This window comes from Prevotella sp. MA2016, assembly GCF_000619825.1.
In the GTDB taxonomy this organism is placed as follows: Bacteria; Bacteroidota; Bacteroidia; order Bacteroidales; family Bacteroidaceae; genus Prevotella.
On the sequence record NZ_KK211036.1, the window covers coordinates 475,145 to 496,360 of the forward strand.

Genomic DNA, 21,216 nt, shown 5'->3' on the forward strand with positions numbered 1-21,216 from the left:
TTTCAAAATAATGAAGTACTATAGTACGAATAATCAAGCTCCAATTGCCGACCTGCAGAAAGCAGTTGTAAAAGGTCTGGCTGAAGATCGCGGTCTGTATATGCCCGAGCGTATCAACAAGCTGCCCAAGGAGTTTTTCGAGAATATAGAGAAGATGAGCTTTCAGGAGATTGCCTACACTGTGGCCAATGCCTTCTTTGGCGAAGATGTAGATCCTGATGCGCTGCACGATATCGTATATGACACACTGCAGTTCGACTGCCCAGTGGTGAACGTGAAAGACAATATCTACACACTGGAACTTTTTCACGGTCCTACCCTCGCCTTCAAGGATGTGGGTGCACGCTTTATGGCGCGACTGCTGCAGTATTTCATCAACCAGACACCCAACCGCCAGCAGGTGAACGTGCTGGTGGCTACCAGCGGTGATACGGGTTCGGCTGTGGCCAACGGATTCCTGGGCGTAGAAGGCATCCACGTGTATGTGCTCTATCCTAAAGGAAAGGTGAGCCCCATTCAGGAGTGCCAGTTTACCACTCTTGGAAAGAACATCACTGCCATCGAGGTGGACGGCGTGTTCGACGACTGCCAGGCGCTGGTGAAGAGTGCTTTCATGGACGAGGAACTGAACAACCACATGAAGCTGACATCGGCCAACTCTATCAACGTGGCCCGCTTCCTGCCCCAAGCCTTCTACTACTTCAATGCCTACGCCCGACTGAAGGAAAAGTTGAAGAGTTCTCAGTTAGTGATGTGTGTGCCATCGGGCAACTTCGGTAATATCTGTGCGGCGCTGTTTGGACACGAGATGGGACTGCCCATCAAGCGCTTCATCGCTGCCAACAATGCCAACGATATCTTCTACAAATATCTGCAGACAGGCAAATATGAGCCTAAACCATCAAAGCAGACGCTGGCCAACGCTATGGACGTGGGCGCCCCATCTAACTTTGCACGTATCTACGACCTCTATGACAAGAGTCATGAGCGTATCACATCGCTCATCAGCGGTGCTACCTATAGCGACGAACAGATCAAGCAGACCATGCGTGAGTGCTATCAGGCCACAGGTTATATCCTCGACCCTCACGGCGCTTGCGGCTATCAGGCACTGGTAGATGGATTGCAGCCAGGCGAGATAGGCGTGTTCTGCGAGACAGCCCATCCTGCAAAGTTCAAGGAGAAGGTGGATGAAATTCTGGGCATCGACACACAGATACCCGAGCGCTTAGCGGCCTTCATGCGAGGCGAAAAGCAAAGCGTGGCAATGAGCAAGGATTTTGCTGACTTCAAGGCATACTTGCTGAAGCAATAAAGATAAATTGATCAAAGTGAGTCGAGGCGGTCGGAGTAAAGTTCTCTGGCCGCTTCGTCTGTTTCATCATCCGTCATATCAACCAGCGGATGCATGATAATCTCATCCAGATTGATACCAATACGGTCCAGATTCTGGTTGGTATAAGTGAGTTGCGCACCAAACAGACAGATGGTCCACGAAATCTGAAGCCAGAGCATAAACAGCGGCAGGGCTGCAAACGAACCGTAGATGGCGTTATAGCCCGTCACCCAGATCTGAGAGTGGATGTAGAACAGCTGCAGCAGTTGCATGGCGATACCCGACATGATGCCTGGCACGATGGCGCTCTTCAGTTTCACATCGGTATTGGGCATATAGACATAGAGGCCGACAAACAATACTGAGAGCAGCAGATAAGGCGAGAGGTCGAGCAGAAAGTGAACCGCTGGTCCTAATATCAGCCACCCATCGGTGTGCTTGGCAATGGTGGCCATGAAAATGGATACACCCGTTGACACCACAATCATGATGGGGAAAATAAAGAACATCGCCATATAGTTGGTGAGCGAGCGCATGATGGGGCGCGAATTGCTCACCTGCCATATCTCATTAAACGTCTCCTCAACATTGTTTACCAGCATCAGCACCGTGTAGAGCATGAAGAGCAAGCCTACACCCAGGAAGATGCCACTCTGCGTGTGAATCAGGTAGCTGTTGACAAAATCCGTCAGCGTATCGGCCACCTGAGGCTGCGACGAGAGCGCGTCGCGAAACCAGATTTCAATATACTTATTATATCCGAATCCACGCGCTATGGCAAATACAACCGCCAGAATGGGCACAATGGCCAGCAGCGTGGAATAAGTGAGCGCCGACGCCTGCGTCATCACTCGTTTCGTGGTGAAGAAACGAATGGCTAAAACAAGTGTACGATATATCTGGCTAAACTTCATAATTCTAAAAAAAAGCACTGCACCTATAAGCCGGGTTCTGTACCGCCCGAAAGCGGCGTTTGTCATTTATCTAGTCCATAAGTCACCTCATGGCTCAAGCGTTCTACCCTCCACCGTATTACTCGGGCGGGCTACCCTCAGACGATGGTTTACATGAACTTGCAGCCCCCAGTCGGCACAGCCCAACGATCACCCGCTGGCTGGTGGTCTCTTACACCACCTTCTCATCCTTACCCTACTCCAACTTGCGCTAAAGCAAGGCGGTTATTTTCTTCTGCCGGCACCTACTGTCACCAATAGCTTCTACTTTCAGAAGTGGAGCGCCCTATGCTGCCCGGACTTTCCTCTCGCGCGACCTTTCAGAAGCGCCAGCGACAAACCGTTGCAGTGCGTTTTCTGCCTGCAAAGATACCAATATTTTTCATAAATCAAGAATATTATGCTCAAAATTATACTCATAATTAAAAATATGCAACTAAAATCATAATAAATACTTAAATTTGTCAGTTATTTAAGAAATAAAGTGTTAATCGCAAATGCTCGTTAAGCATTCAGGCCTAATTGTTAAATTGGGACAAATCTTTGTGACAAATTGTCAGAATCTCAAATAATGCACTTATTTTTGCACCGTGAAACGAAAAATAAAACTTTGATCGTAGAATTTTAAACATTAAAAAAATGAATGAGAATATGAAAAAGATCGTAAATGTAGCAACTCCAGCCGTATGCGCTGTTGCTTTGACTCTTTCAGTAGTAGCATTCGCTAAAACTAATGCAGCTACTGCACCTGCTCCTATCGTTACATCGATGACTGCAGCTCCTGCTGGTCAGCCAGTGGACCTTACCTATGCAGCCGAGAAAGCGCTGCCATCGGTAGTTTACATTAAATCTGTACAGAACTCTAAGGTACAGACGGTAGAATATAGCGACCCCTTCGAGGATTTCTTCTCTAACCCATTCGGAGGCTTCTTCGGACAGGGACAGGGCAATGGCGGTCGTCGCCAGCGCCAGGTACAGACACCTAAGCGCGCTGCTGCAGGTTCGGGTGTTATCATCTCGGCTGATGGTTATATCGTGACCAACAACCACGTGGTGGATGGTGCCGACGAGTTGACCGTTACGCTCAATGAGAATTCGAAAGAATACTCAGCTCGCGTGGTAGGTGCCGACAAATCTACCGACTTGGCACTTATCAAGATTGATGCCAAGAATCTGCCTGCCATCGTGATTGCCAACAGCGATGACGTTCGCGTAGGAGAATGGGTACTGGCTGTAGGTAACCCGCTCGGACTGAACAACACTGTGACCGCAGGTATCGTGTCGGCTAAGGCACGCTCTATGGGTCAGGGTGTTTCGTCGATGATTCAGACTGATGCTGCCATCAACCAGGGTAACTCTGGTGGTGCGCTCGTGAACACACGCGGCGAACTGATTGGTATCAACGCCATGCTGTACTCACAGACTGGTTCGAACATCGGTTATGGTTTCGCTATTCCTACTGCCATCATGAACAAGGCTGTGGAAGACTTCAAGAACTACGGTTCTTACCAGCGCGCCATGATTGGTATTCAGGGCGGTAGCGTGAAGGACTATATCGACGCTATGAAGGATCAGGACAAAGACGTGAAGGACTATGGCACGATGGAAGGTGTGCGCATCGACAAGGTTGTGGAAGATGGTGCGGCTGACGAAGCTAACCTCCAGGCTGAGGATGTGATCACAGAGATTGACGGCAAGAAGGTGAAGACCATGGGCGACCTGCAGGCTATCATCGCACAGAAGCGTCCTGGTGATAAGGTGAACGTGACTTATCTGCGCAACAAGTCGAAGAAGACTGCCACACTGACCCTGAAGAACGAGAAGGGTAACACCAAGGTAGTGAAAGATGCCGACATCGACGTACTGGGCGGACAGTTCCGCGCTATCACCGACTCGCAGAAAGAGCAGCTGAACATCGGCTACGGACTGCAGATTCTGAAGGTGAGCGGCGGACGCCTGAAGAGTGCTGGTGTACCTCAGGGATTCATCATCCAGCGCATCAACGACCAGAGCGTGAAGAGCATCAACGACTTGCAGGAGATTGTGAAGTCGGCCTCGATGTCAAAGGAGCCTGTACTCTACATTCAGGGTATCTATCCTACAGGCAAAAAAGGCTATTTTGCAGTACCTCTGGAGGACGAATAAGCCGAATTTAATAAAAATGAGCCACGAATCATCAAAATTCGTGGCTTTTTTTTGGTCGTTTCAGGAAAAAGTCTTACTTTTGCGCTCAACTTGAAAAAAATATTACCACGATGAGACAACTAAAGATCACTAAATCTATAACAAACCGAGAGAGTGCGGCTCTGGAGAAGTATTTACAGGAGATAAGTAAAGAGACCATGATCTCGGCAGAGGAAGAGGTTGAACTAGCCCAGCGCATCAAAAAAGGAGACCAAAAAGCGCTGGAGCGTCTGACGAAGGCAAACCTTCGCTTCGTGGTATCTGTGGCTAAGCAATATCAGAATCAGGGACTATCACTGCCCGACCTGATCAACGAAGGCAACTTGGGATTGCTGAAAGCTGCTGAGCGTTTCGATGAGACACGCGGTTTCAAGTTTATCTCATATGCCGTATGGTGGATTCGCCAGAGCATCCTGCAGGCCATCTCAGAACAGAGTCGTATCGTAAGACTCCCACTGAACCAGGTAGGATCGGTCAACAAGATCAATCGCGAGATCAACCGGTTTGAGCAGCTGAACGAGCGCCGACCATCGATAGAAGAGATAGCTGAGAAGGTGGATTTGCCACATGACAAGATAGACGAGGCCATGAATATCAACGGTCACCAGATCAGTGTGGATGCCCCGTTTGTAGATGGCGAAGACAACAGTCTGCTCGACGTGATGCCAAACATGGATGCACCGCTGGCCGACAACGAGCTCGTAGAAGAGTCGCTGAGATCGGAGATTCGCAACGCACTGAACGCACTTAATGAGCGCGAGCGCAATGTGGTAGAAGCATCCTATGGTATCAACCAGCCCGAGCTCACACTCGAGGAGATTGGCTCCAAGTTTGGATTGACACGCGAACGCGTACGACAGATCAAGGAAAAAGCTATCCGCAAGCTAAGAAATAGCAAGGCAAACAAATTTTTAAAGACATATTTAGGATAATGAGATTGATTAAACAAATTGCACTTGCCATCGCCATGATGGCTGCCGGCACAACTAACGTACAGGCACAAAATGTAAAAGTTCCACAAGCGTATATGTTCGGATTCGTAGCTTCATTCAATGATTCTACGGTTTATTTCACAAATATACAGAAGGTTGACAGCGTTTGGGTTACCAAGAAAAAGAAGATGCTGGCTGGCCGCAATAACTATAGCTATCAGCTGCGCGAATACTTTGCACAGCAGCGCAACCTGCCCAACCGCACTTGTGTGGTAATAGCCAATACAGATCGCAAAAAGGTTGAGAAGAAGTTCGTCAAGATGAAAAACAAATACTTGGTGAAGAGCAAGAAACCTTACGACGTGCGAAACATAGCAGACAGCGACTTTAAGTTTACAGCTGTTGACATGAACAACGATTAAGAAAAAACCCTCAGTAAAACTACTGAGGGTTGTTTATTTCAAATACCTTCATACGCTCTTCGAGTTGGGCGTACTGATGATCCTCGATAAACGAGGTGCACACGCGCAAGCCTTCTTGCTCTGAACCGCAGGTGATCAGACAGATGGCCGACACACCATAGTACATCAGCTCCTTAGCCAACTGGCCCGAAGTCATGCCGGGATAACCTATCGTGAAATAGAAACCGTCGGCAATAGGTTCATCAAGGTCTTTATCATAAACCACATAGAAATTGTGGCGACAGAATATCTCCTTCAGTTTCTTGGCGCGCTCACCATACACAATCACCTCCTGGCGGAAGTTGTACTTACCCTCGTAAGCAGCCTTGAGCATAGCGGCCATCGCATACTGGGCACTATGACTGGTACCACTACTCAGCGCATAGAGCATGCGGGTAGAGAACACAGGACCGAAAGGCAGACCCTGATAGCGGGCCGAGAGGTCGTCGAAGTGACGATGGAACAGCTGGTCGCTGATGCAGACCACACCAATACGCTCACCAGCATAGCTGAAGGCTTTTGAGCCTGAAATGAGCAGCATATAGTTATCGGTATAGCGCGCTACTGTGGCCTGATAAGGAGCCTCGAAGGGTTTCGAGAGGTCCTTGCGGAAGTCCATCGCAAAGTAAGCCAAATCTTCCATCACGATAGCATCATACTTGGTGGCCAATTCGCCAATTGTCTTCAACTCTTCCTCACGCAGACAGATCCACGAGGGGTTGTTGGGATTAGAATAAACGATGGCGCAGATGTTGCCCTTGCTCATATAACTCTCGAGCTTGGCGCCCAACTTATCGCCACGATAGTCGTAAACATCAAAGGTTTCGTACTTCACGCCCATCACCTGCAGCTGCATCTTCTGCACAGGGAATCCTGGGTCGATAAAGAGCACGGTGTCCTTCTGTTTGTTGCACTGCGAACAAGTGAGGAACGAGGCGAAGGTGCCTTGCATCGAACCTGTGACAGGCACACAGCCTTCAGGCTTGATATCTACACCAATAAAGGCTTTCACAAACTGCGAAGCAGCCTCCTTCAGAACTGGTGCTCCCTGGATATCAGGATACGAATGGGCGATGCCACCTTCGAGGGCTTTGATCTGAGCATCAACACCCACCTGAGCGGCAGGCAATCCAGGAATACCCATCTCCATCTTGATAAACTCTACCCCACTCGCTTTCTCAGCCTTTGCTGCCACCTGCTTCACTTCACGAATGGTGGCCTTGGCAAAATCATTAATGCCAAGCTCAGCAATCAGCGAATCTACTATTTCTCTTTTAATCGGTGTCGGTAACATTCGATTTTTTAATTTTTTAATTCTTTAATTTTTTAATTTTTACATTCTACTTCTGAGCCGCACGTCCGATGGCGAGCGCCTTGATGTTGGCCTCGACGATGGCATCGCCTTTGCGGGCGAAGACACGACGGATGGCATCCTCCAACTTATCATACTCGATACCCAGTGCCTTCTGGGCTGCACCCAGCAGAATCACATTGGCCGAACGGGGCACACCATTGTCCTTGGCTGCCTGCTCGATATCCAGCACAATCACATTCTTAATACCATTCAAATCCTGCTTAATCTTCTCAATATCAGGATAATTGGGGATATTAACGAAAGGTGCGCTCGAAGTGATAATCCAACCATCCTTAGCCAAAAATGGCAGATAGCGCAGCGCCTCCATAGGCTCCATCGAGATAATCACGTCGGCACCACCCAGAGCAATCAGGTCGCTCTGAATGGGGTTGCTAGAGATGCGCAGATTGCTCTGCACATCACCACCGCGCTGACTCATACCGTGCACCTCGGCTTGCTTGATATAGAGGTTCTCCTTCATAGCGGCCTCGCCGATGATAGTGGCTATCGACAAGATACCCTGACCTCCTACTCCACAAAGTATTATATCTGTTTTCATTTTTCTACTTTTTTACCTTTTTACCCTTTTACTTTTTCTCTGCTGCCTTTTTCTGCTTGAGATGGCGCTGCAGCGTCTGCATGCACTCACGACGAGGAATAATCACACTCACACCGTGATAGTTGATTTCGTCACGGATAGCTTTTGTAATCTCGGGCATGTTCTTGGGTATGGGGTTCACCACCTTCAGGTGATCCTCACTCAGACCTAAGCCCTTACAGATGGCCTCAAACTTGTTGGTACCAGCCGAATCCTGTCCGCCTGTCATAGCGGTGGTCAGGTTGTCGCTGATAATCACTGTGATGTCGGCATTCTCGTTGATAGCATCCAGCAGACCGGTCATGCCGCTGTGGGTGAAAGTAGAGTCGCCGATGATGGCTACTGCAGGCCACTGACCAGCGTCGCTGGCACCCTTGGCCATAGTGATAGAGGCACCCATGTCCACGCAACTATGGATGGCCTTGTATGGAGGCAGAAATCCGAGGGTATAGCAGCCGATATCGCCAAACACACGGGCATTGGGATATTCGCGAAGCACCTCGTTCAGAGCGGTATATACATCACGATGGCCACATCCCTGACACAATGCAGGTGGACGTGGGGTTACATCCTCGCATGGTGCATAGCTCTCGCTGCTCTCTATGCCAAGGGCTTTCTTCAGGAAGTCGGGATTGAGCTCGCCTGTACGAGGCAGTTCACCAGTGAGGCGACCTTTGATGACAGCGTTGCCTGGCATCACACCACGCACCTGATCCTCGATGAAGGGCTGACCCTCTTCGGCTATCAGCACCTGCTCGCAATCGTCGGTCATACGGCGAATGAGCTGCTTGGGAATAGGATACTGCGAAATCTTGAGCACAGGGAACGGACAACCCTCAGGATAGCACTCCATCAGGTAGTTGTAAGCAAAACCGCTGGCTACAATACCCAACTTGTGGTCGGCAGCATCGATATACTTATTATATTTTGACTCTACAGCCATCTGTTCCAACAAAGGCTGCTGACCTGTTACCACCTCATTGCGCTTGCGGGCAAAAGCTGGAAGCAGCACCCAGTTGCTGGCCTGAGCATTATAGTTGAGCTCGTTTTGTGGGCGTGGCTCATCCTTTATCTCTACCACCGCACGACTGTGGGCCATACGTGTGGTGACACGCATCAGAATAGGAAGACGCAACTGCTCCGACAGGTCGAAAGCCTCTTGCATCATATCGTATGCCTCCTGCTGCGAGCTGGGCTCGAGCGTGGGAATCATCGCAAACTTAGCATAGAAACGAGAGTCCTGCTCGTCTTGTGATGAGTGCATCGATGGGTCGTCGGCCACCAGAACCACAACGCCACCATTAGTACCCGTCATAGCCGAATTGACAAATGGATCGGCGCAGACGTTCAGACCTACATGTTTCATACAAACCAGCGCCCTCTTGCCCATGTACGACATGCCGAGTGCTGCCTCCATAGCCGTCTTCTCGTTGGTGCTCCAACGGCGATGGATGTTGCGCTCCTTGGCAATAGGCGACTCCTGGATATACTCGGTAATCTCGGTTGATGGAGTGCCGGGATAGGCATAAACACCACTCAGACCAGCATCGATGGCGCCCTGAGCGATAGCCTCGTCTCCCAATAAAAGCTTTTTCATCTTACTAATTGAATATTTATTTAGATTTTTACTATTTACAGTTTCACTGTGGGCAAAGGTAACACTTTTTGCGCAAACAGCCAAAAAAATACGGCTTATTTTGCATAAGCCGTATTTTTATACTTCAATCTTTCAATTTTTACATTTTTACATTCTTACATTTTTTAATTTTTACATTCTTCAGAACGTATAGCCGATAGTTAGCAAGCCTTGGCTGCGCTTATTGGTTACTTTTGTAACACCACTGTCGAAAATGGCAGATGATACAATACTTGAATAATCCTGGAAGGGATGGAACTCACCATCAGTCTTGCTCAGCTGATAAGCCAGGTCGATATTCACCTTACCCACCTTGAATCCTACACCTACGGTGAGGCGCTGGGTGTCTTTCCAGTTCACGTAGTCGGTGGTAGAAGCGTACATCACACCAGGACTATCCACCTGCGTATCGCGCACACCGTCCATCTTGTAGCCGCTGGTCAGGTAGTTGTAACCTAAGCGCAGTGCCAACTCTGGTACGGGCTTATACTCAGCACCCAGTTTGAAGGTAGAAACACCCTTCAGCGAGCGCTCTGTGTTCACCTTCATAGCATCGTCAGTAGAGGATTCGGCATTATCGTAGTAGTCGTAACCATCGATGATGCGGTTCTGACTGGCACTATAGTCGCTATACTCATAGGTAGCACCCAGAGCCAGCTCTGTGCCAATGGTGGTACCCAGACTCAAGCCGAACTTCCAAGGGGTGTGGTAAGCAAATTCGTACTCCTGATCGCTGTACCCCTTATCCCATGCACCATACTTTGAATAATTCTCCATCACACTAGAGTTGCGTGTGGTGAGTTCGTACCAGGTGGGTGTGTGGATATAGGCACCAATGCGGAATGGCGACTCCTCAAAGGGGCGAACGATGGCACCAAACTTCAGGTTGAAACCAGTACCTGTAATCCTACGCTCATCGCCTACGGCCACAGAACCTGTTTCGTTTTTATATTCTGAACTATACAGAGATTCAGCATACTCAGAATAGCCCTTATAGTGCACATCCTTAATGCCAAAGGTCAATCCCCAGAAGAATCGGTCGTTATAGTTACCACTCAAGTTGAAATCATAGTCGGCAATCCAACCACGATGAGCACGATCGAAAGTGTATGCATCAGCTACAGTTTCATAAAATTTTCCGTTGTTTGGATCCAAAATCAGCACGTTGGCGTTCATGTAATCGGCCTCGCTGAAAGAGTAAGAGCGATAGTCAGTACCAGGCTCCCATCCTATCACATCTCCTTGCTTATTCTCTTCGAGATCATAGATTCCTTTAGTCCATTTTGTATAGGTCAGACCATTCTGCGAGCAACCTATGAGGCGGTTGGCAGCCGACAGAATCTGGTCGAAGTTCTTACCTTTGTGGTAGTTGAAGCCCACGTTGATGATAGACTGTGGACTGATGCGAGCTGAATAGACGAAACCAGCCTGATCGAAGCTCATGTTGGTCTTACCCAGTCCGTCGAACTTATTAGCATCAGCCTGCGACACAAGGCCGAAACTCAGACTGGCTGTTGAATGGCGGAAGAGTCCGATACCAGCGGGGTTGGTACCCATGGTAGAGATATCAGCTCCAAGAGCCTCCATCGCACCACCCATACCCACATAGCGGGCTGTTCCGTTCAAGTCATCGCCCAACAAGCGGGCACTCTCGTATGTATCCTGTGCAACTGCTGGCAAACTCATGCCCAGCGCCATTGCTGCATATAATATCTTCTTCATAAATACTTCAATTTTTTTATTTTCAATTACCTACGTCCTCCCATGCGTGAGCCACCGCCTCCGCCGCCAGAGCTGCGCGAACCGCCAAAGCTTCCGCTACTGCTGCTGTGAGAGCCACCAAAGCTGCTGCTGCCGCTGCTATAGCTGCTGTTAGAGCGTGTTGGTGCAGAATAGTTAGTGTTGCCACCACGACGACCACTGAAGTTGCCCGAGTTGCTGCGCTGCGTGTTACCACTGGTGTAAACGCGATTGCCACCCATGCGAGAGGCGCGATCTCTCAGACTGCTCATGCGAGCGCCATTCGTACTGACAGTGTTGCGATGTGCAGGACGATAATTGGTGCGACCAGTCACGTCGATAGTACCAGCGTTGCCTGTACGTCCGTAGTAGTGACTGCGACCATAACCGCCACCATAATAATGAGCATAACCACCGTAGCTATAATAAGGCCAGCCCCATCCGTAGTAACCGTAGTAAGGTCCGTACCAGGGGTCGTACCAGCCATAGAACCAAGGATCATACCAGCTGTAATAGTAAGGACTATACCAACTGCTATATCCATACCATGAACCATAATACCATGGGTCATACCAGCCATAACGACCATAATACCAAGGCGAGTGCCACATCCATGTGCTGCGACCTGCACGATAACCAGCCCAGAAGGCATCGTTATCACTCACGTCATAATCGTCGAAGCGAACCATGTTCTTGGTCAGAGCAAAATCTTCTGTCTCCAGTGAGTCGGCAGGATAAATACCCTTACCTTCAGTAAAGTCTATCACGTCAAGGTTGGTAGTATCACCGTCAATCACCTCGTAGCTGCTCTTGGCTTTAGGCTGTGGAGCCACCACGGGGGCGATATCCTTCACCTTCTCCACTTTCGTTGCCTTCTTCTTTTTGGGCACGAAGTAGAGGTCGTCATCTTGAGCCATCATCGACATTGGGATGGCCCCGATCAGCATTGAAATCAGTAACAGTTTTTTCATTTTCTTCTATATTTAATGATTCACATTGCAAAAATACTACGAATTATGCTGCAAAAGTAGGGAAAAACCCTAACTTATGATAGGATTTTCCCTAATTTTTGTAATTTTGCATCAAAAATTAACTATAATATGAAATATTTCGAGGTAGAATTCACCATTTCACCCTATTCGGCAGACGCTGCCGACTTGTTAGCTTCGCTGGCTGGCGAGGCTGGTTTTGAAACATTCGAAGAATCAGAAAACGGATTGAAGGGCTATGTGCAGCAGTCGCTTTTTGACGAAGAAACTCTTCGCACGTGTATCGCCGACTTCCCTTTCGAGAATACATCTATAATATATAATGTACGCGAGGCAGAAGATCGCGACTGGAACGAGCAGTGGGAACAGGAGGGTTTCGAGCCGATTATGGTTGCCGATAAGCTTACCATTCATGACGGTCGCCATCTGCCTGAGACAGAAAGTGAGATTCAGATAGAAATCGATGCCAAACTGGCTTTCGGCACAGGCACCCACGAAACCACCCGCATGATTTGCAAGCAACTCATATCATACTTCTCACCTCTCCGCTCGACCTCTGGTCACTCGCAAGGCGAGAACTCTCAGCTCACAACTAAAAGAGTTCTCGACTGCGGCACAGGTACCGGTATCCTGTCTATCTGCGCACTGAAACTGGGTGCTACCGAGGCTGTGGGCTATGATATTGATGAATGGAGCGTGGATAATGCACGCCACAATGCTGTGATCAATCGTGTGGATGATCGTTTTACATCACTTTTGGGTGATGCAAGTGTGATTGATCATATCGACGGAAAATTCGATATTGTGCTAGCAAACATCAATAGAAACATACTTTTGAACGATATGCCGAAGTTTGTTAGCAAAATGAACGAAGGGGCCACACTTATCCTAAGTGGTTATTATTCAGTCGATTGCGATATAATTGCCGAAAAAGCACGCTCACTGGGACTGACACTTTCGGCGAAAAACATCGATAAAGACTGGGCTTGTATGTCATTTTTGCATTAGTATGCAGATTATATAAATATTGTTAAGATTACACTTGGTATTTGTTTATTTCAAATATTATCTGTACCTTTGCACCCGATTTTAATGGTTAAGGTTTATGGTTGATTAATTTAGTTTTTTAACATGAAGAAGCTAGCAGTGAATGCTCGCTTCTTTTTGTTTTATAAAAAACCAAGAAAAACGGTTTAAAATTTGGTGGTTCACAAAATTTGCTTTACCTTTGCAGCCGGTATCAACTATTAATTGTGTAACCAATAATAAAATTAAAAAAATGAAAAAACTTACAATGATGATCGCCATGCTGGCAATGACAATGGCTATGCAGGCACAAACCAAGTTCCACGACGTTGAAGCTAATGAAGCCAAAGGCAACGTTAAGTCAATCAGCATGACTGTAATGGGTATGCCCCGTAACACAACCTTTACCGAAGACGGCAAGATGCAGCAGGAAGGTCTCACCGACGCGAAGTATGATGAGAACGGCTACATCCAGAGTGCTAACATGAGCATGCAGGGCCAGAGTGTTGCTGTGAAGTTCACCTGGGAGAACGGCAAGCTGATAAAGCAAACCATCGACGCTATGGGTCAGGAGATTGTTCAGGCGCTCGTTTACGACGAGAACGGCCAGGTAAAGGCTCAGAAGATGAACATGATGGGACAAGATGTTGAGGTGCCTTTCACGGATTACAAGTTCGACGACAAAGGCAATTGGATCAGTCGCAAGATGAGTATGATGGGTCAGGAGATCGAAGTCACCCGTACTATTACATATTATGAGTAAATCGCATAAACATTAAGTTTATATCTAAAGGGGCTCACTTTTTATAAAGTAGAGTCCCTTTTTTAACACTTTACAAGAACAGATTCTTGGCAGTTTAAATAAATCTTCGTACCTTTGCACGCGAATAATGAAACCCAAAAAATAAACCCAATACGTATATGAAAAAAGAACTGAAAAAGGTTTTGGTACTCGGATCGGGTGCTTTGAAAATCGGACAGGCAGGTGAGTTTGACTATTCTGGCTCACAGGCGCTCAAGGCACTTAGAGAAGAAGGTATCAAGAGTGTGCTCGTAAACCCTAACATCGCTACTATCCAGACTAGTGAGGGTATTGCAGACAAAGTGTATTTCCAGCCGGTAAATACGCACTTCGTAACCGAAATCATCAAGAAAGAGCGCCCCGACGGCATCCTGCTGGCCTTTGGTGGTCAGACAGCGCTGAACTGTGGTACTGAACTCTATCTGAACGGCACTCTGAAGGAGTATGGTGTAGAGGTGCTTGGCACAAGCGTAGAGGCCATCATGAACACAGAAGACCGCGACCTGTTTGTGAAGAAGCTGGCTGAAATCGACCTGAAGGTTCCTGTGAGCCACGCTGTAGAGTCGATGGAAGATGCACTGAAGGCAGCCCACGAGATTGGATTCCCCATCATGATCCGTTCGGCTTATGCTCTGGGTGGTCTTGGTTCTGGTATCTGCCCTGATGAGAAGAAATTCATCGAGCTGGCTGAGTCGGCCTTCACATTCGCTCCTCAGATTCTTGTTGAGGAGAGCTTGAAGGGATGGAAGGAGATTGAGTTTGAGTGCATCCGCGATGCCAACGACCGCTGCTTCACCGTTGCCTCAATGGAGAACTTCGACCCTCTGGGCATCCACACTGGTGAGTCAATCGTAGTAGCGCCTACTTGCTCGCTGCGTGAGGAGCAGGTTAAGATGCTGCAGGATATCACCATCAAGTGCGTGAAGCACCTGGGTATCGTTGGTGAGTGCAATATTCAGTTCGCATTCAATGCAGAGACAAATGATTATCGTATCATCGAGATCAACGCCCGCTTGAGCCGTTCTTCAGCGCTGGCTTCAAAGGCCACAGGCTATCCTCTCGCCTTCGTTGCAGCTAAGATTGCGTTGGGCTACACACTCGACCAGATTGGCGAGATGGGCACCACATCATCAGCCTACGTAGCGCCACAGCTCGACTATATGATTTGTAAGATTCCTCGTTGGGACCTCACCAAGTTTGCTGGCGTAAGCCGTCAGATTGGTTCTTCGATGAAGTCTGTCGGCGAGATCATGTCTATCGGTCGTTCGTTCGAGGAGATGATTCAGAAGGGTCTGCGCATGATTGGTCAGGGCATGCACGGTTTCGTGGGCAACGACCATACTAAGTTCGAAAATCTTGACGAGGAGCTAGCAAATCCTACCGACCTGCGCATCTTTGCCATCGCTCAGGCTCTAGAAGAGGGTTACACCATCCAGCGTATTGAGGAGCTCACCAAGATTGACGTTTGGTTCCTGGAGCGCCTGAAGCATATTGTTGACCTGAAGCACGAGTTGCAGAAGTACAACAAGCTGGAAGAACTGCCCGACGAGCTGCTGCTCGAGGCTAAGCGTTGCGGATTCAGCGATTTCCAGATTGCCCGCTTCGTCATCAAATCTACAGCCACCAACATGGAGAAGGAGAATCTCGAGGTGCGTAAGTATCGTAAGCAGCGCGGCATCATGCCATCAGTAAAGCGCATCCCTACTGTTGCTTCCGAGCATCCTGAGCTCACCAATTATCTCTACTTCACCTACACCCATGTACCTGCATTCGGCTGTGCTGAAGGTGAGAAATATGTAGCTGCACACGATATTAATTATTATAATAACGAGAAGTCTGTCATCGTTCTCGGTTCTGGTGCTTACCGCATCGGTTCGTCGGTAGAGTTCGACTGGTGTTCTGTTAACGCCATCAACACCGCTCGTAAGCTGGGTTACAAATCTATCATGATCAACTATAACCCTGAGACGGTATCAACCGACTACGATATGTGCGACCGCCTGTACTTCGATGAGCTTTCACTGGAGCGCGTGCTCGACGTGATCGACCTGGAGTCACCACGTGGTGTCATCGTTTCTGTAGGTGGACAGATTCCTAACAACCTGGCTATGAAGCTGCACCGTCAGGGTGTTCCCGTGCTTGGCACATCGCCAGTGGATATCGACCGTGCAGAGAACCGTGATAAGTTCTCAGCTATGCTCGACAAACTGGGTATCGACCAGCCAGCTTGGCAGGCACTGACATCGTTCGACGATGTGAAGGACTTCGTTGAGAAGGTAGGTTATCCTGTGCTCGTGCGTCCTTCTTATGTACTCTCTGGTGCTGCCATGAACGTCTGCTACGACGAAGAGGAGCTGCATCGCTTCCTGAATATGGCTACCGAGGTATCTAAGGAATTCCCAGTGGTAGTCTCTAAGTTCATGACTGAGACCAAGGAGATTGAGTTTGATGCTGTGGCCGATAAGGGCGAGGTGATTGAGTATGCTATCTCAGAGCACGTAGAGTATGCAGGTGTTCATTCTGGTGACGCCACCATGGTGTTCCCAGCTCAGAACATCTATTTCTCAACCGTTCGTCAGATCAAGAAAATTGCTTATAAGATTGCAGCCGAATTGAACATCAGCGGTCCATTCAACATCCAGTTCCTGGCCAAGAACCGCGAGGTGAAGGTGATCGAGTGTAACCTGCGCGCCAGTCGCTCGTTCCCATTCGTATCAAAGATCTTGAAGCGCAATTTCATCGAGACTGCCACTAAGATTATGCTCGACGCTCCTTACCAGAAGCCTAATAAGAGCGAGTTTGATATCGACCGTATTGGTGTGAAGGCATCTCAGTTCTCATTCGCTCGTTTGCAGAATGCCGACCCAGTTCTGGGTGTTGACATGAGCTCAACTGGTGAGGTTGGTTGCTTGGGTGACGACCTGAACGAGGCACTGCTCAACTCACTGATTGCCACAGGCTACTCTATTCCTAAGGATGCTGTACTTATCAGCTCTGGTGGTGCCAAGGGCAAGGTTTCACTCCTGGAGCCCGCACAGCAGTTGGCTAAGAAGGGTTACACCATCTACGCCACAGCCGGAACCGCTAAGTTCTTCAACGACAACGGTGTGAAAGCAGTAGCCGTAGCATGGCCTGATGAGGATGGCGAGAACAATGTCATGGATCTGATTTCGCAGCATAAGGTAGGTTTGGTTATCAACGTACCAAAGAACCACACCAGCCGCGAGCTCACCAATGGTTACAAGATTCGTCGTGGTGCCATCGATCACAACATCCCATTGATGACCAATGTTCGTCTGGCCAAGGCATTTATCGAGGCCTTCACTGCCATGAGTATTGATGACATCAAGATCAAGGCTTGGCAGGAGTACGAGAACTAATGATAGACGAATATAAGACACTTAAGACCGAAGGCGAGGGCTACTATACTGAAAAGCGTAGCAAGTTCCTCGCCTTTGCTCATCATGTAGAAACACTTGATGAAATCAAGGAGTTGATAGCCGGTTATCGTAAGAAGTATTACGATGCCCGCCACGTTTGTTATGCTTATATGCTTGGTGCTGAGCGCTTGGAGTTTCGTGCCAATGATGATGGCGAACCCTCATCAACAGCCGGCAAACCCATCCTGGGACAGATCAACAGCAATGAGCTGACAGACATTCTGATTGTGGTGGTGCGTTATTATGGTGGTGTCAACTTAGGCACATCAGGACTGATAGTAGCCTATCGCGAAGCAGCTGCCGATGCCATCACCCACTCTGAGATTGAGACACGTCAGGTAGAAGAGGTTATCACCTACTCTTTTGCCTATCCGATGATGAACGATGTGATGCGCATTGTGAAGGAGATGCAGCCCCGTATCGTGTCGCAAACCTACGATAACACGTGCGAAATCAAGCTCAGCATCCGCAAATCAGAAGCCGATCAACTGCGTAATCGTCTTTCAAAGCTGTCATTCGAATAAAATTCAAATTTTCCCCAAAAAATGTTTGGTGAATTCCTAAAAAAGCATTACCTTTGCAATCGCAATCGCAAAACGAGAGCAACTGGAGAGTTGGCAGAGTGATCGATCGCGCTGGACTCGAAATCCGGTATACCCCTTTCGGGTATCGGGGGTTTGAATCCCTCACTCTCCGCTAAAGCAAAAGAAAAGGTTTCGAAATTCATCGAAACCTTTTTCTTTTTTTACCCCTCAAGTGGAGCGTTCTTCAACTGTTCTAGCGCGCGACATAGCTGGTCGGGGCATGATGTACCTTTGGCACCACAACGGATGCCGTTGATCTTGGGAATCACGTCGTCAATCTTCTGTCCGCACACCAGCTTGCTCACTCCCTGCAGGTTGCCGTTGCAACCGCCAAGGAAGAACACCTGCTGTATTACGTCGTTCTCATCAGCAGTCACGTCAATCAGTTTCGAACATGTGCCCTGAGTGGTATATGTAATATGTTTAGTCTTCATCTATTATTAAATTTAGCTTAGTTTGTGAATAACCAGTCCTGAGCGCAGTTTTGGCTCGAACCAGGTAGCCTTTGGTGGCATGATCTTACCGCTATCAGCGATGTCCATAATCTGCTGCATAGATACTGGATAGAGGGCCAATGCGGCGCGCATCTCACCTGAGTCAACACGACGCTTCAGCTCCTTCAAGCCGCGCAGACCACCTACGAAGTCGATACGCTGAGAAGAGCGCAGGTCGCCAATATTCAGGATCTCATCCAGAATCAGTCGGCTCGAGATGTCAACATCCAGCACACCGATAGGATCGGTATTATCATAAGTTCCCTCCTTAGCCTTCAGACTATACCAGTGCTCATCCAGATAGAGTGAGAACTCGTGCAGCTGCTGGGGCTTATAGATATCAGTACCCTTATCCTCAACCTCGAAGTTTACCTGCAGAGCTGCCAGGAACTCCTCTGATGAGAGACCGTTCAGGTCCTTTACCACGCGGTTGTAGTCGAGGATGGTGAGCTGCGATGCCTGGAAGCAAACAGCCATGAAGTAGTTGTACTCCTCAGTACCATTGTGGTTGGGATTCTGCTTCTGCTTTTCAGCACCCACCAATGCAGCAGCGGCTGAACGGTGATGACCATCGGCGATATAGAGCGAAGGCATCTTGGCAAACTGCTCAGTGATGGTATGCATATCTTTCTCGTCGCTGATGACCCAGAACTGATGGCGGAAACCGTCGATAGGTGCCACGAAATCATATTCAGGCTCAGTAGCAGCATAACGCATAATCAGCTCGTTGAGCACAGCGTTGTCAGGATAAGCAAAGAATACAGGCTCGATGTTAGCATTGTTCACACGCACATGCTTCATGCGGTCCTCCTCCTTATCGCGACGGGTCAACTCGTGCTTCTTGATGTTGCCCTTCATGTAGTCATCTACATAAGCGCCAACCACCAGTCCGTACTGTGTCTTACCGTTCATCGTCTGTGCGTAGATGTAATAATGGTCGTCGGCATCCTGAACCAGCCAACCCTTATCCTGGAACTTCTGGAAGTTCTCGGCAGCCTTCTCATACACACGTGGGTCATACTCCGATGTACCTACGGGGAAATCGATTTCTGGTTTGATGATATGATAGAGACTCTTCTCATTGTCGCCAGCCTCTGCCCTCGCCTCTTCGCTGTCCAGCACGTCGTACGGACGGCTCTCTACTTGTTCTACAAGCTCTTTTGGTGGGCGAATACCCTTAAATGGTTTGATGATAGCCATGTTTTATATTGAAAATTAAAGATTGAACATTGAAGATTAAAGATTGGCCTTGAGTTTCTCAATCATGTCTGCGTATTCGGCATCAGTGAGATACACCTTGCCAGGATTCATCTGGAACACGCCGCCGTAGTCGGGGCCATCCACATATTTGGGAGCCAGGTGAAAGTGCAGGTGCGACAGCTTGTCGCTATAGGCACCATAATTGATTTTCTCGGGGTTGAATGCTTTCTGCATGGCACGCGTCACCTTGGCCACATCAGCCATAAAGGCATTGCGATCTTCGTCGCTCAACTCATTCAGATCATTCACGTGGTCCTTATAGGCCACCAGGCATCGACCACGATAGGTTTGCTCCTTAAAAAGAAAAACTCGCGACACCGACAGTTGAGCAAACTCAATCATCAGGTCGTGAAGCGTCTGATTATTAGTGCAATACAAGCACTGTTTAGGATCACTATACATAAAATAAAAAAGGTTTTAGTAAGAATACAAAAGTGCACAAGTAAGGCTTCTACCCTCCTGTGCACCTTTTATTTTAGTAAATTACTTGTTTACCTGGAACTTGGTGTCGCCATCCTTGAAGAATGCGTTGATCTGCTTGGCAGCAGCGATACCAGCATTGATGTTGGCCTCGGCTGTCTGAGCACCCATCTTCTTAGGAGTAGAGAAATAGCGACCCTCGAACTTCAGGAACTCGTCGTTGGCATCAGGCATGATGTCGGTAACGAACTTCAGGTCCTCACGCTCAGCCATCAGCTTGATGAGCTCAGGCTCATTGATCACCTCCTTACGAGCAGTGTTCACCAGCACACCACCCTTCTTCATCTTGCCAACCAGCTCAGCGTTGATGCTCTGCTTGGTCTCAGGAGTAGCAGGGATATGGAGTGAAACCACGTCGCAAGTCTCGAACAACTTCTCCTGGCAGCAAACAGCATGCACGCCAGCTGCCTCGATCACCTCTGCAGGGCAGAAAGCATCGTAAGCATAAACGTCCATACCGAAGCCCTTGGCGATGCGAGCCACATTGCGACCTACATTACCGAAAGCCAGGATACCCAGCTTCTTACCCAGCAGCTCAGAACCGCTCTTACCATTGTAGAAACCGCGAACGGCCATCACCAGCAGACCGAATACCAACTCGGCTACAGCGTTAGAGTTCTGACCAGGAGTGTTCTCGGCTACCACGTTGTGAGCTGTAGCTGCAGCCAGATCGATGTTGTCGTAACCAGCACCGGCACGAACCACAATCTTCAGCTGCTTAGCAGCGTCAAGAACCTCTGCATCCACCTTATCGCTACGGATAATCAGCGCGTCGGCATCAGCAACTGCATTCAGCAGCTGAGCCTTTTCTGTATATTTCTCGAGCAGCACCAGCTCATTGCCAGCTGCCTCAATCTCTGCCTTGATACCATTAACAGCAGCTGCTGCAAATGGCTTCTCTGTTGCAACTAATACTTTCATCTTAATGTTTAATCTTTAATGTTTAA

Annotated in this window: 18 protein-coding genes, 1 tRNA gene and 1 other RNA gene; 9 read left to right on the top strand and 11 right to left on the bottom strand. The window is 48.5% G+C overall.

Going from position 1 to position 21,216, the window contains the following annotated elements:
- The first annotated feature begins 10 nt into the window (after positions 1-10).
- Positions 11-1,315, top strand: a complete 1,305-nt coding sequence (gene thrC / locus T360_RS0112875; RefSeq protein ID WP_028913143.1) for a threonine synthase — start codon at positions 11-13, stop codon at positions 1,313-1,315.
- An 11-nt stretch (positions 1,316-1,326) separates the two neighbouring features.
- Here the strand turns inward: thrC and T360_RS15435 are convergent, their stop codons facing one another.
- On the bottom strand, positions 1,327-2,250 hold the full coding sequence (locus T360_RS15435) for a YihY/virulence factor BrkB family protein (RefSeq protein WP_051523570.1): 924 nt from the start codon (positions 2,248-2,250) through the stop codon (positions 1,327-1,329).
- A 10-nt stretch (positions 2,251-2,260) separates the two neighbouring features.
- Positions 2,261-2,641, bottom strand: an RNA gene (rnpB, locus tag T360_RS15900) — RNase P RNA component class A.
- A gap of 299 nt (positions 2,642-2,940) precedes the next feature.
- On the opposite strand from rnpB, the gene T360_RS0112885 reads away from it, so the two are divergent.
- The 3 genes from T360_RS0112885 (at position 2,941) to T360_RS15440 (ending at position 5,827) form a co-directional block, all read left to right on the top strand.
- Positions 2,941-4,434, top strand: coding sequence for a trypsin-like peptidase domain-containing protein (locus T360_RS0112885; protein ID WP_028913144.1), 1,494 nt, complete (start codon positions 2,941-2,943; stop codon positions 4,432-4,434).
- Between the two features lie 110 nt (positions 4,435-4,544).
- Positions 4,545-5,405, top strand: a complete 861-nt coding sequence (locus T360_RS0112890; protein WP_028913145.1) for an RNA polymerase sigma factor RpoD/SigA — start codon at positions 4,545-4,547, stop codon at positions 5,403-5,405.
- Positions 5,405-5,827 carry a hypothetical protein gene (locus T360_RS15440; RefSeq protein WP_155949564.1) on the top strand — a complete coding sequence of 141 codons (423 nt, stop codon included), beginning with the start codon at positions 5,405-5,407 and terminating at the stop codon, positions 5,825-5,827. The genes T360_RS0112890 and T360_RS15440 overlap by 1 nt, the downstream gene beginning before the upstream one ends.
- A 19-nt stretch (positions 5,828-5,846) precedes the next feature.
- On the opposite strand, the gene T360_RS0112900 is transcribed toward T360_RS15440, so the two are convergent.
- The 5 genes from T360_RS0112900 to T360_RS0112920 all read right to left on the bottom strand — a co-directional run bounded on the left by T360_RS0112900 (position 5,847) and on the right by T360_RS0112920 (position 12,165).
- Positions 5,847-7,160: a pyridoxal phosphate-dependent aminotransferase gene (locus T360_RS0112900; RefSeq protein WP_028913146.1), complete on the bottom strand. Its 1,314-nt coding sequence runs from the start codon at positions 7,158-7,160 to the stop codon at positions 5,847-5,849.
- A 46-nt stretch (positions 7,161-7,206) separates the two neighbouring features.
- Entirely contained in the window at positions 7,207-7,779 is a 573-nt protein-coding gene (locus tag T360_RS0112905; RefSeq protein ID WP_028913147.1) for an indolepyruvate oxidoreductase subunit beta, read from the bottom strand.
- Between the two features lie 28 nt (positions 7,780-7,807).
- Complete coding sequence (locus T360_RS0112910) at positions 7,808-9,415, bottom strand: thiamine pyrophosphate-dependent enzyme (RefSeq protein ID WP_028913148.1); 1,608 nt, start codon at positions 9,413-9,415, stop codon at positions 7,808-7,810.
- A gap of 180 nt (positions 9,416-9,595) precedes the next feature.
- Positions 9,596-11,176, bottom strand: coding sequence for an OmpP1/FadL family transporter (locus tag T360_RS0112915; RefSeq protein ID WP_028913149.1), 1,581 nt, complete (start codon positions 11,174-11,176; stop codon positions 9,596-9,598).
- 26 nt (positions 11,177-11,202) lie between these two features.
- Positions 11,203-12,165 (bottom strand): hypothetical protein, encoded by a 963-nt coding sequence (locus tag T360_RS0112920; RefSeq protein WP_028913150.1) that lies wholly within the window; start codon positions 12,163-12,165, stop codon positions 11,203-11,205.
- A 129-nt stretch (positions 12,166-12,294) separates the two neighbouring features.
- Here T360_RS0112920 and prmA point away from each other — a divergent pair, with 129 nt between their 5' ends.
- The 5 genes from prmA (at position 12,295) to T360_RS0112945 (ending at position 18,147) form a co-directional block, all read left to right on the top strand.
- Positions 12,295-13,191: a 50S ribosomal protein L11 methyltransferase gene (gene prmA / locus T360_RS0112925; protein ID WP_028913151.1), complete on the top strand. Its 897-nt coding sequence runs from the start codon at positions 12,295-12,297 to the stop codon at positions 13,189-13,191.
- A gap of 271 nt (positions 13,192-13,462) precedes the next feature.
- Positions 13,463-13,972, top strand: a complete 510-nt coding sequence (locus T360_RS0112930; RefSeq protein ID WP_028913152.1) for a hypothetical protein — start codon at positions 13,463-13,465, stop codon at positions 13,970-13,972.
- Between the two features lie 158 nt (positions 13,973-14,130).
- Positions 14,131-17,391, top strand: a complete 3,261-nt coding sequence (gene carB / locus T360_RS0112935; protein ID WP_028913153.1) for a carbamoyl-phosphate synthase (glutamine-hydrolyzing) large subunit — start codon at positions 14,131-14,133, stop codon at positions 17,389-17,391.
- Positions 17,391-17,975 carry a YigZ family protein gene (locus tag T360_RS0112940; protein WP_028913154.1) on the top strand — a complete coding sequence of 195 codons (585 nt, stop codon included), beginning with the start codon at positions 17,391-17,393 and terminating at the stop codon, positions 17,973-17,975. Before carB ends, T360_RS0112940 begins: the two co-directional genes overlap by 1 nt.
- Before the next feature lie 84 nt (positions 17,976-18,059).
- Positions 18,060-18,147, top strand: a tRNA-Ser gene (locus tag T360_RS0112945).
- Positions 18,148-18,196: 49 nt separating this feature from the next.
- Here the strand turns inward: T360_RS0112945 and T360_RS0112950 are convergent.
- The 4 genes from T360_RS0112950 to T360_RS0112965 form a co-directional block, all read right to left on the bottom strand.
- The gene (locus tag T360_RS0112950; RefSeq protein ID WP_028913155.1) at positions 18,197-18,469 is read right to left on the bottom strand and encodes a TIGR03905 family TSCPD domain-containing protein; all 273 of its coding nucleotides are present in this window, start codon (positions 18,467-18,469) and stop codon (positions 18,197-18,199) included.
- Positions 18,470-18,481: 12 nt separating this feature from the next.
- A complete protein-coding gene (locus T360_RS0112955; protein WP_028913156.1) occupies positions 18,482-19,729 on the bottom strand; it encodes a DUF1015 domain-containing protein in 1,248 nt (415 codons plus the stop codon).
- Between the two features lie 36 nt (positions 19,730-19,765).
- The gene (locus tag T360_RS0112960) at positions 19,766-20,191 is read right to left on the bottom strand and encodes an HIT family protein (protein WP_028913157.1); all 426 of its coding nucleotides are present in this window, start codon (positions 20,189-20,191) and stop codon (positions 19,766-19,768) included.
- An 81-nt stretch (positions 20,192-20,272) separates the two neighbouring features.
- Positions 20,273-21,190, bottom strand: coding sequence for an NAD(P)-dependent oxidoreductase (locus T360_RS0112965; protein ID WP_028913158.1), 918 nt, complete (start codon positions 21,188-21,190; stop codon positions 20,273-20,275).
- Positions 21,191-21,216 lie beyond the last annotated feature (26 nt).

Bases quoted from the DNA above. Each gene is read 5' to 3' on its own strand.
- thrC (WP_028913143.1), top strand. From the start codon at position 11: ATGAAGTACTATAGTACGAATAATCAAGCTCCAATTGCCGACCTGCAG.
- T360_RS15435 (WP_051523570.1), bottom strand. From the start codon at position 2,250: ATGAAGTTTAGCCAGATATATCGTACACTTGTTTTAGCCATTCGTTTC.
- T360_RS0112885 (WP_028913144.1), top strand. From the start codon at position 2,941: ATGAAAAAGATCGTAAATGTAGCAACTCCAGCCGTATGCGCTGTTGCT.
- T360_RS0112890 (WP_028913145.1), top strand. From the start codon at position 4,545: ATGAGACAACTAAAGATCACTAAATCTATAACAAACCGAGAGAGTGCG.
- T360_RS15440 (WP_155949564.1), top strand. From the start codon at position 5,405: ATGAGATTGATTAAACAAATTGCACTTGCCATCGCCATGATGGCTGCC.
- T360_RS0112900 (WP_028913146.1), bottom strand. From the start codon at position 7,160: ATGTTACCGACACCGATTAAAAGAGAAATAGTAGATTCGCTGATTGCT.
- T360_RS0112905 (WP_028913147.1), bottom strand. From the start codon at position 7,779: ATGAAAACAGATATAATACTTTGTGGAGTAGGAGGTCAGGGTATCTTG.
- T360_RS0112910 (WP_028913148.1), bottom strand. From the start codon at position 9,415: ATGAAAAAGCTTTTATTGGGAGACGAGGCTATCGCTCAGGGCGCCATC.
- T360_RS0112915 (WP_028913149.1), bottom strand. From the start codon at position 11,176: ATGAAGAAGATATTATATGCAGCAATGGCGCTGGGCATGAGTTTGCCA.
- T360_RS0112920 (WP_028913150.1), bottom strand. From the start codon at position 12,165: ATGAAAAAACTGTTACTGATTTCAATGCTGATCGGGGCCATCCCAATG.
- prmA (WP_028913151.1), top strand. From the start codon at position 12,295: ATGAAATATTTCGAGGTAGAATTCACCATTTCACCCTATTCGGCAGAC.
- T360_RS0112930 (WP_028913152.1), top strand. From the start codon at position 13,463: ATGAAAAAACTTACAATGATGATCGCCATGCTGGCAATGACAATGGCT.
- carB (WP_028913153.1), top strand. From the start codon at position 14,131: ATGAAAAAAGAACTGAAAAAGGTTTTGGTACTCGGATCGGGTGCTTTG.
- T360_RS0112940 (WP_028913154.1), top strand. From the start codon at position 17,391: ATGATAGACGAATATAAGACACTTAAGACCGAAGGCGAGGGCTACTAT.
- T360_RS0112950 (WP_028913155.1), bottom strand. From the start codon at position 18,469: ATGAAGACTAAACATATTACATATACCACTCAGGGCACATGTTCGAAA.
- T360_RS0112955 (WP_028913156.1), bottom strand. From the start codon at position 19,729: ATGGCTATCATCAAACCATTTAAGGGTATTCGCCCACCAAAAGAGCTT.
- T360_RS0112960 (WP_028913157.1), bottom strand. From the start codon at position 20,191: ATGTATAGTGATCCTAAACAGTGCTTGTATTGCACTAATAATCAGACG.
- T360_RS0112965 (WP_028913158.1), bottom strand. From the start codon at position 21,190: ATGAAAGTATTAGTTGCAACAGAGAAGCCATTTGCAGCAGCTGCTGTT.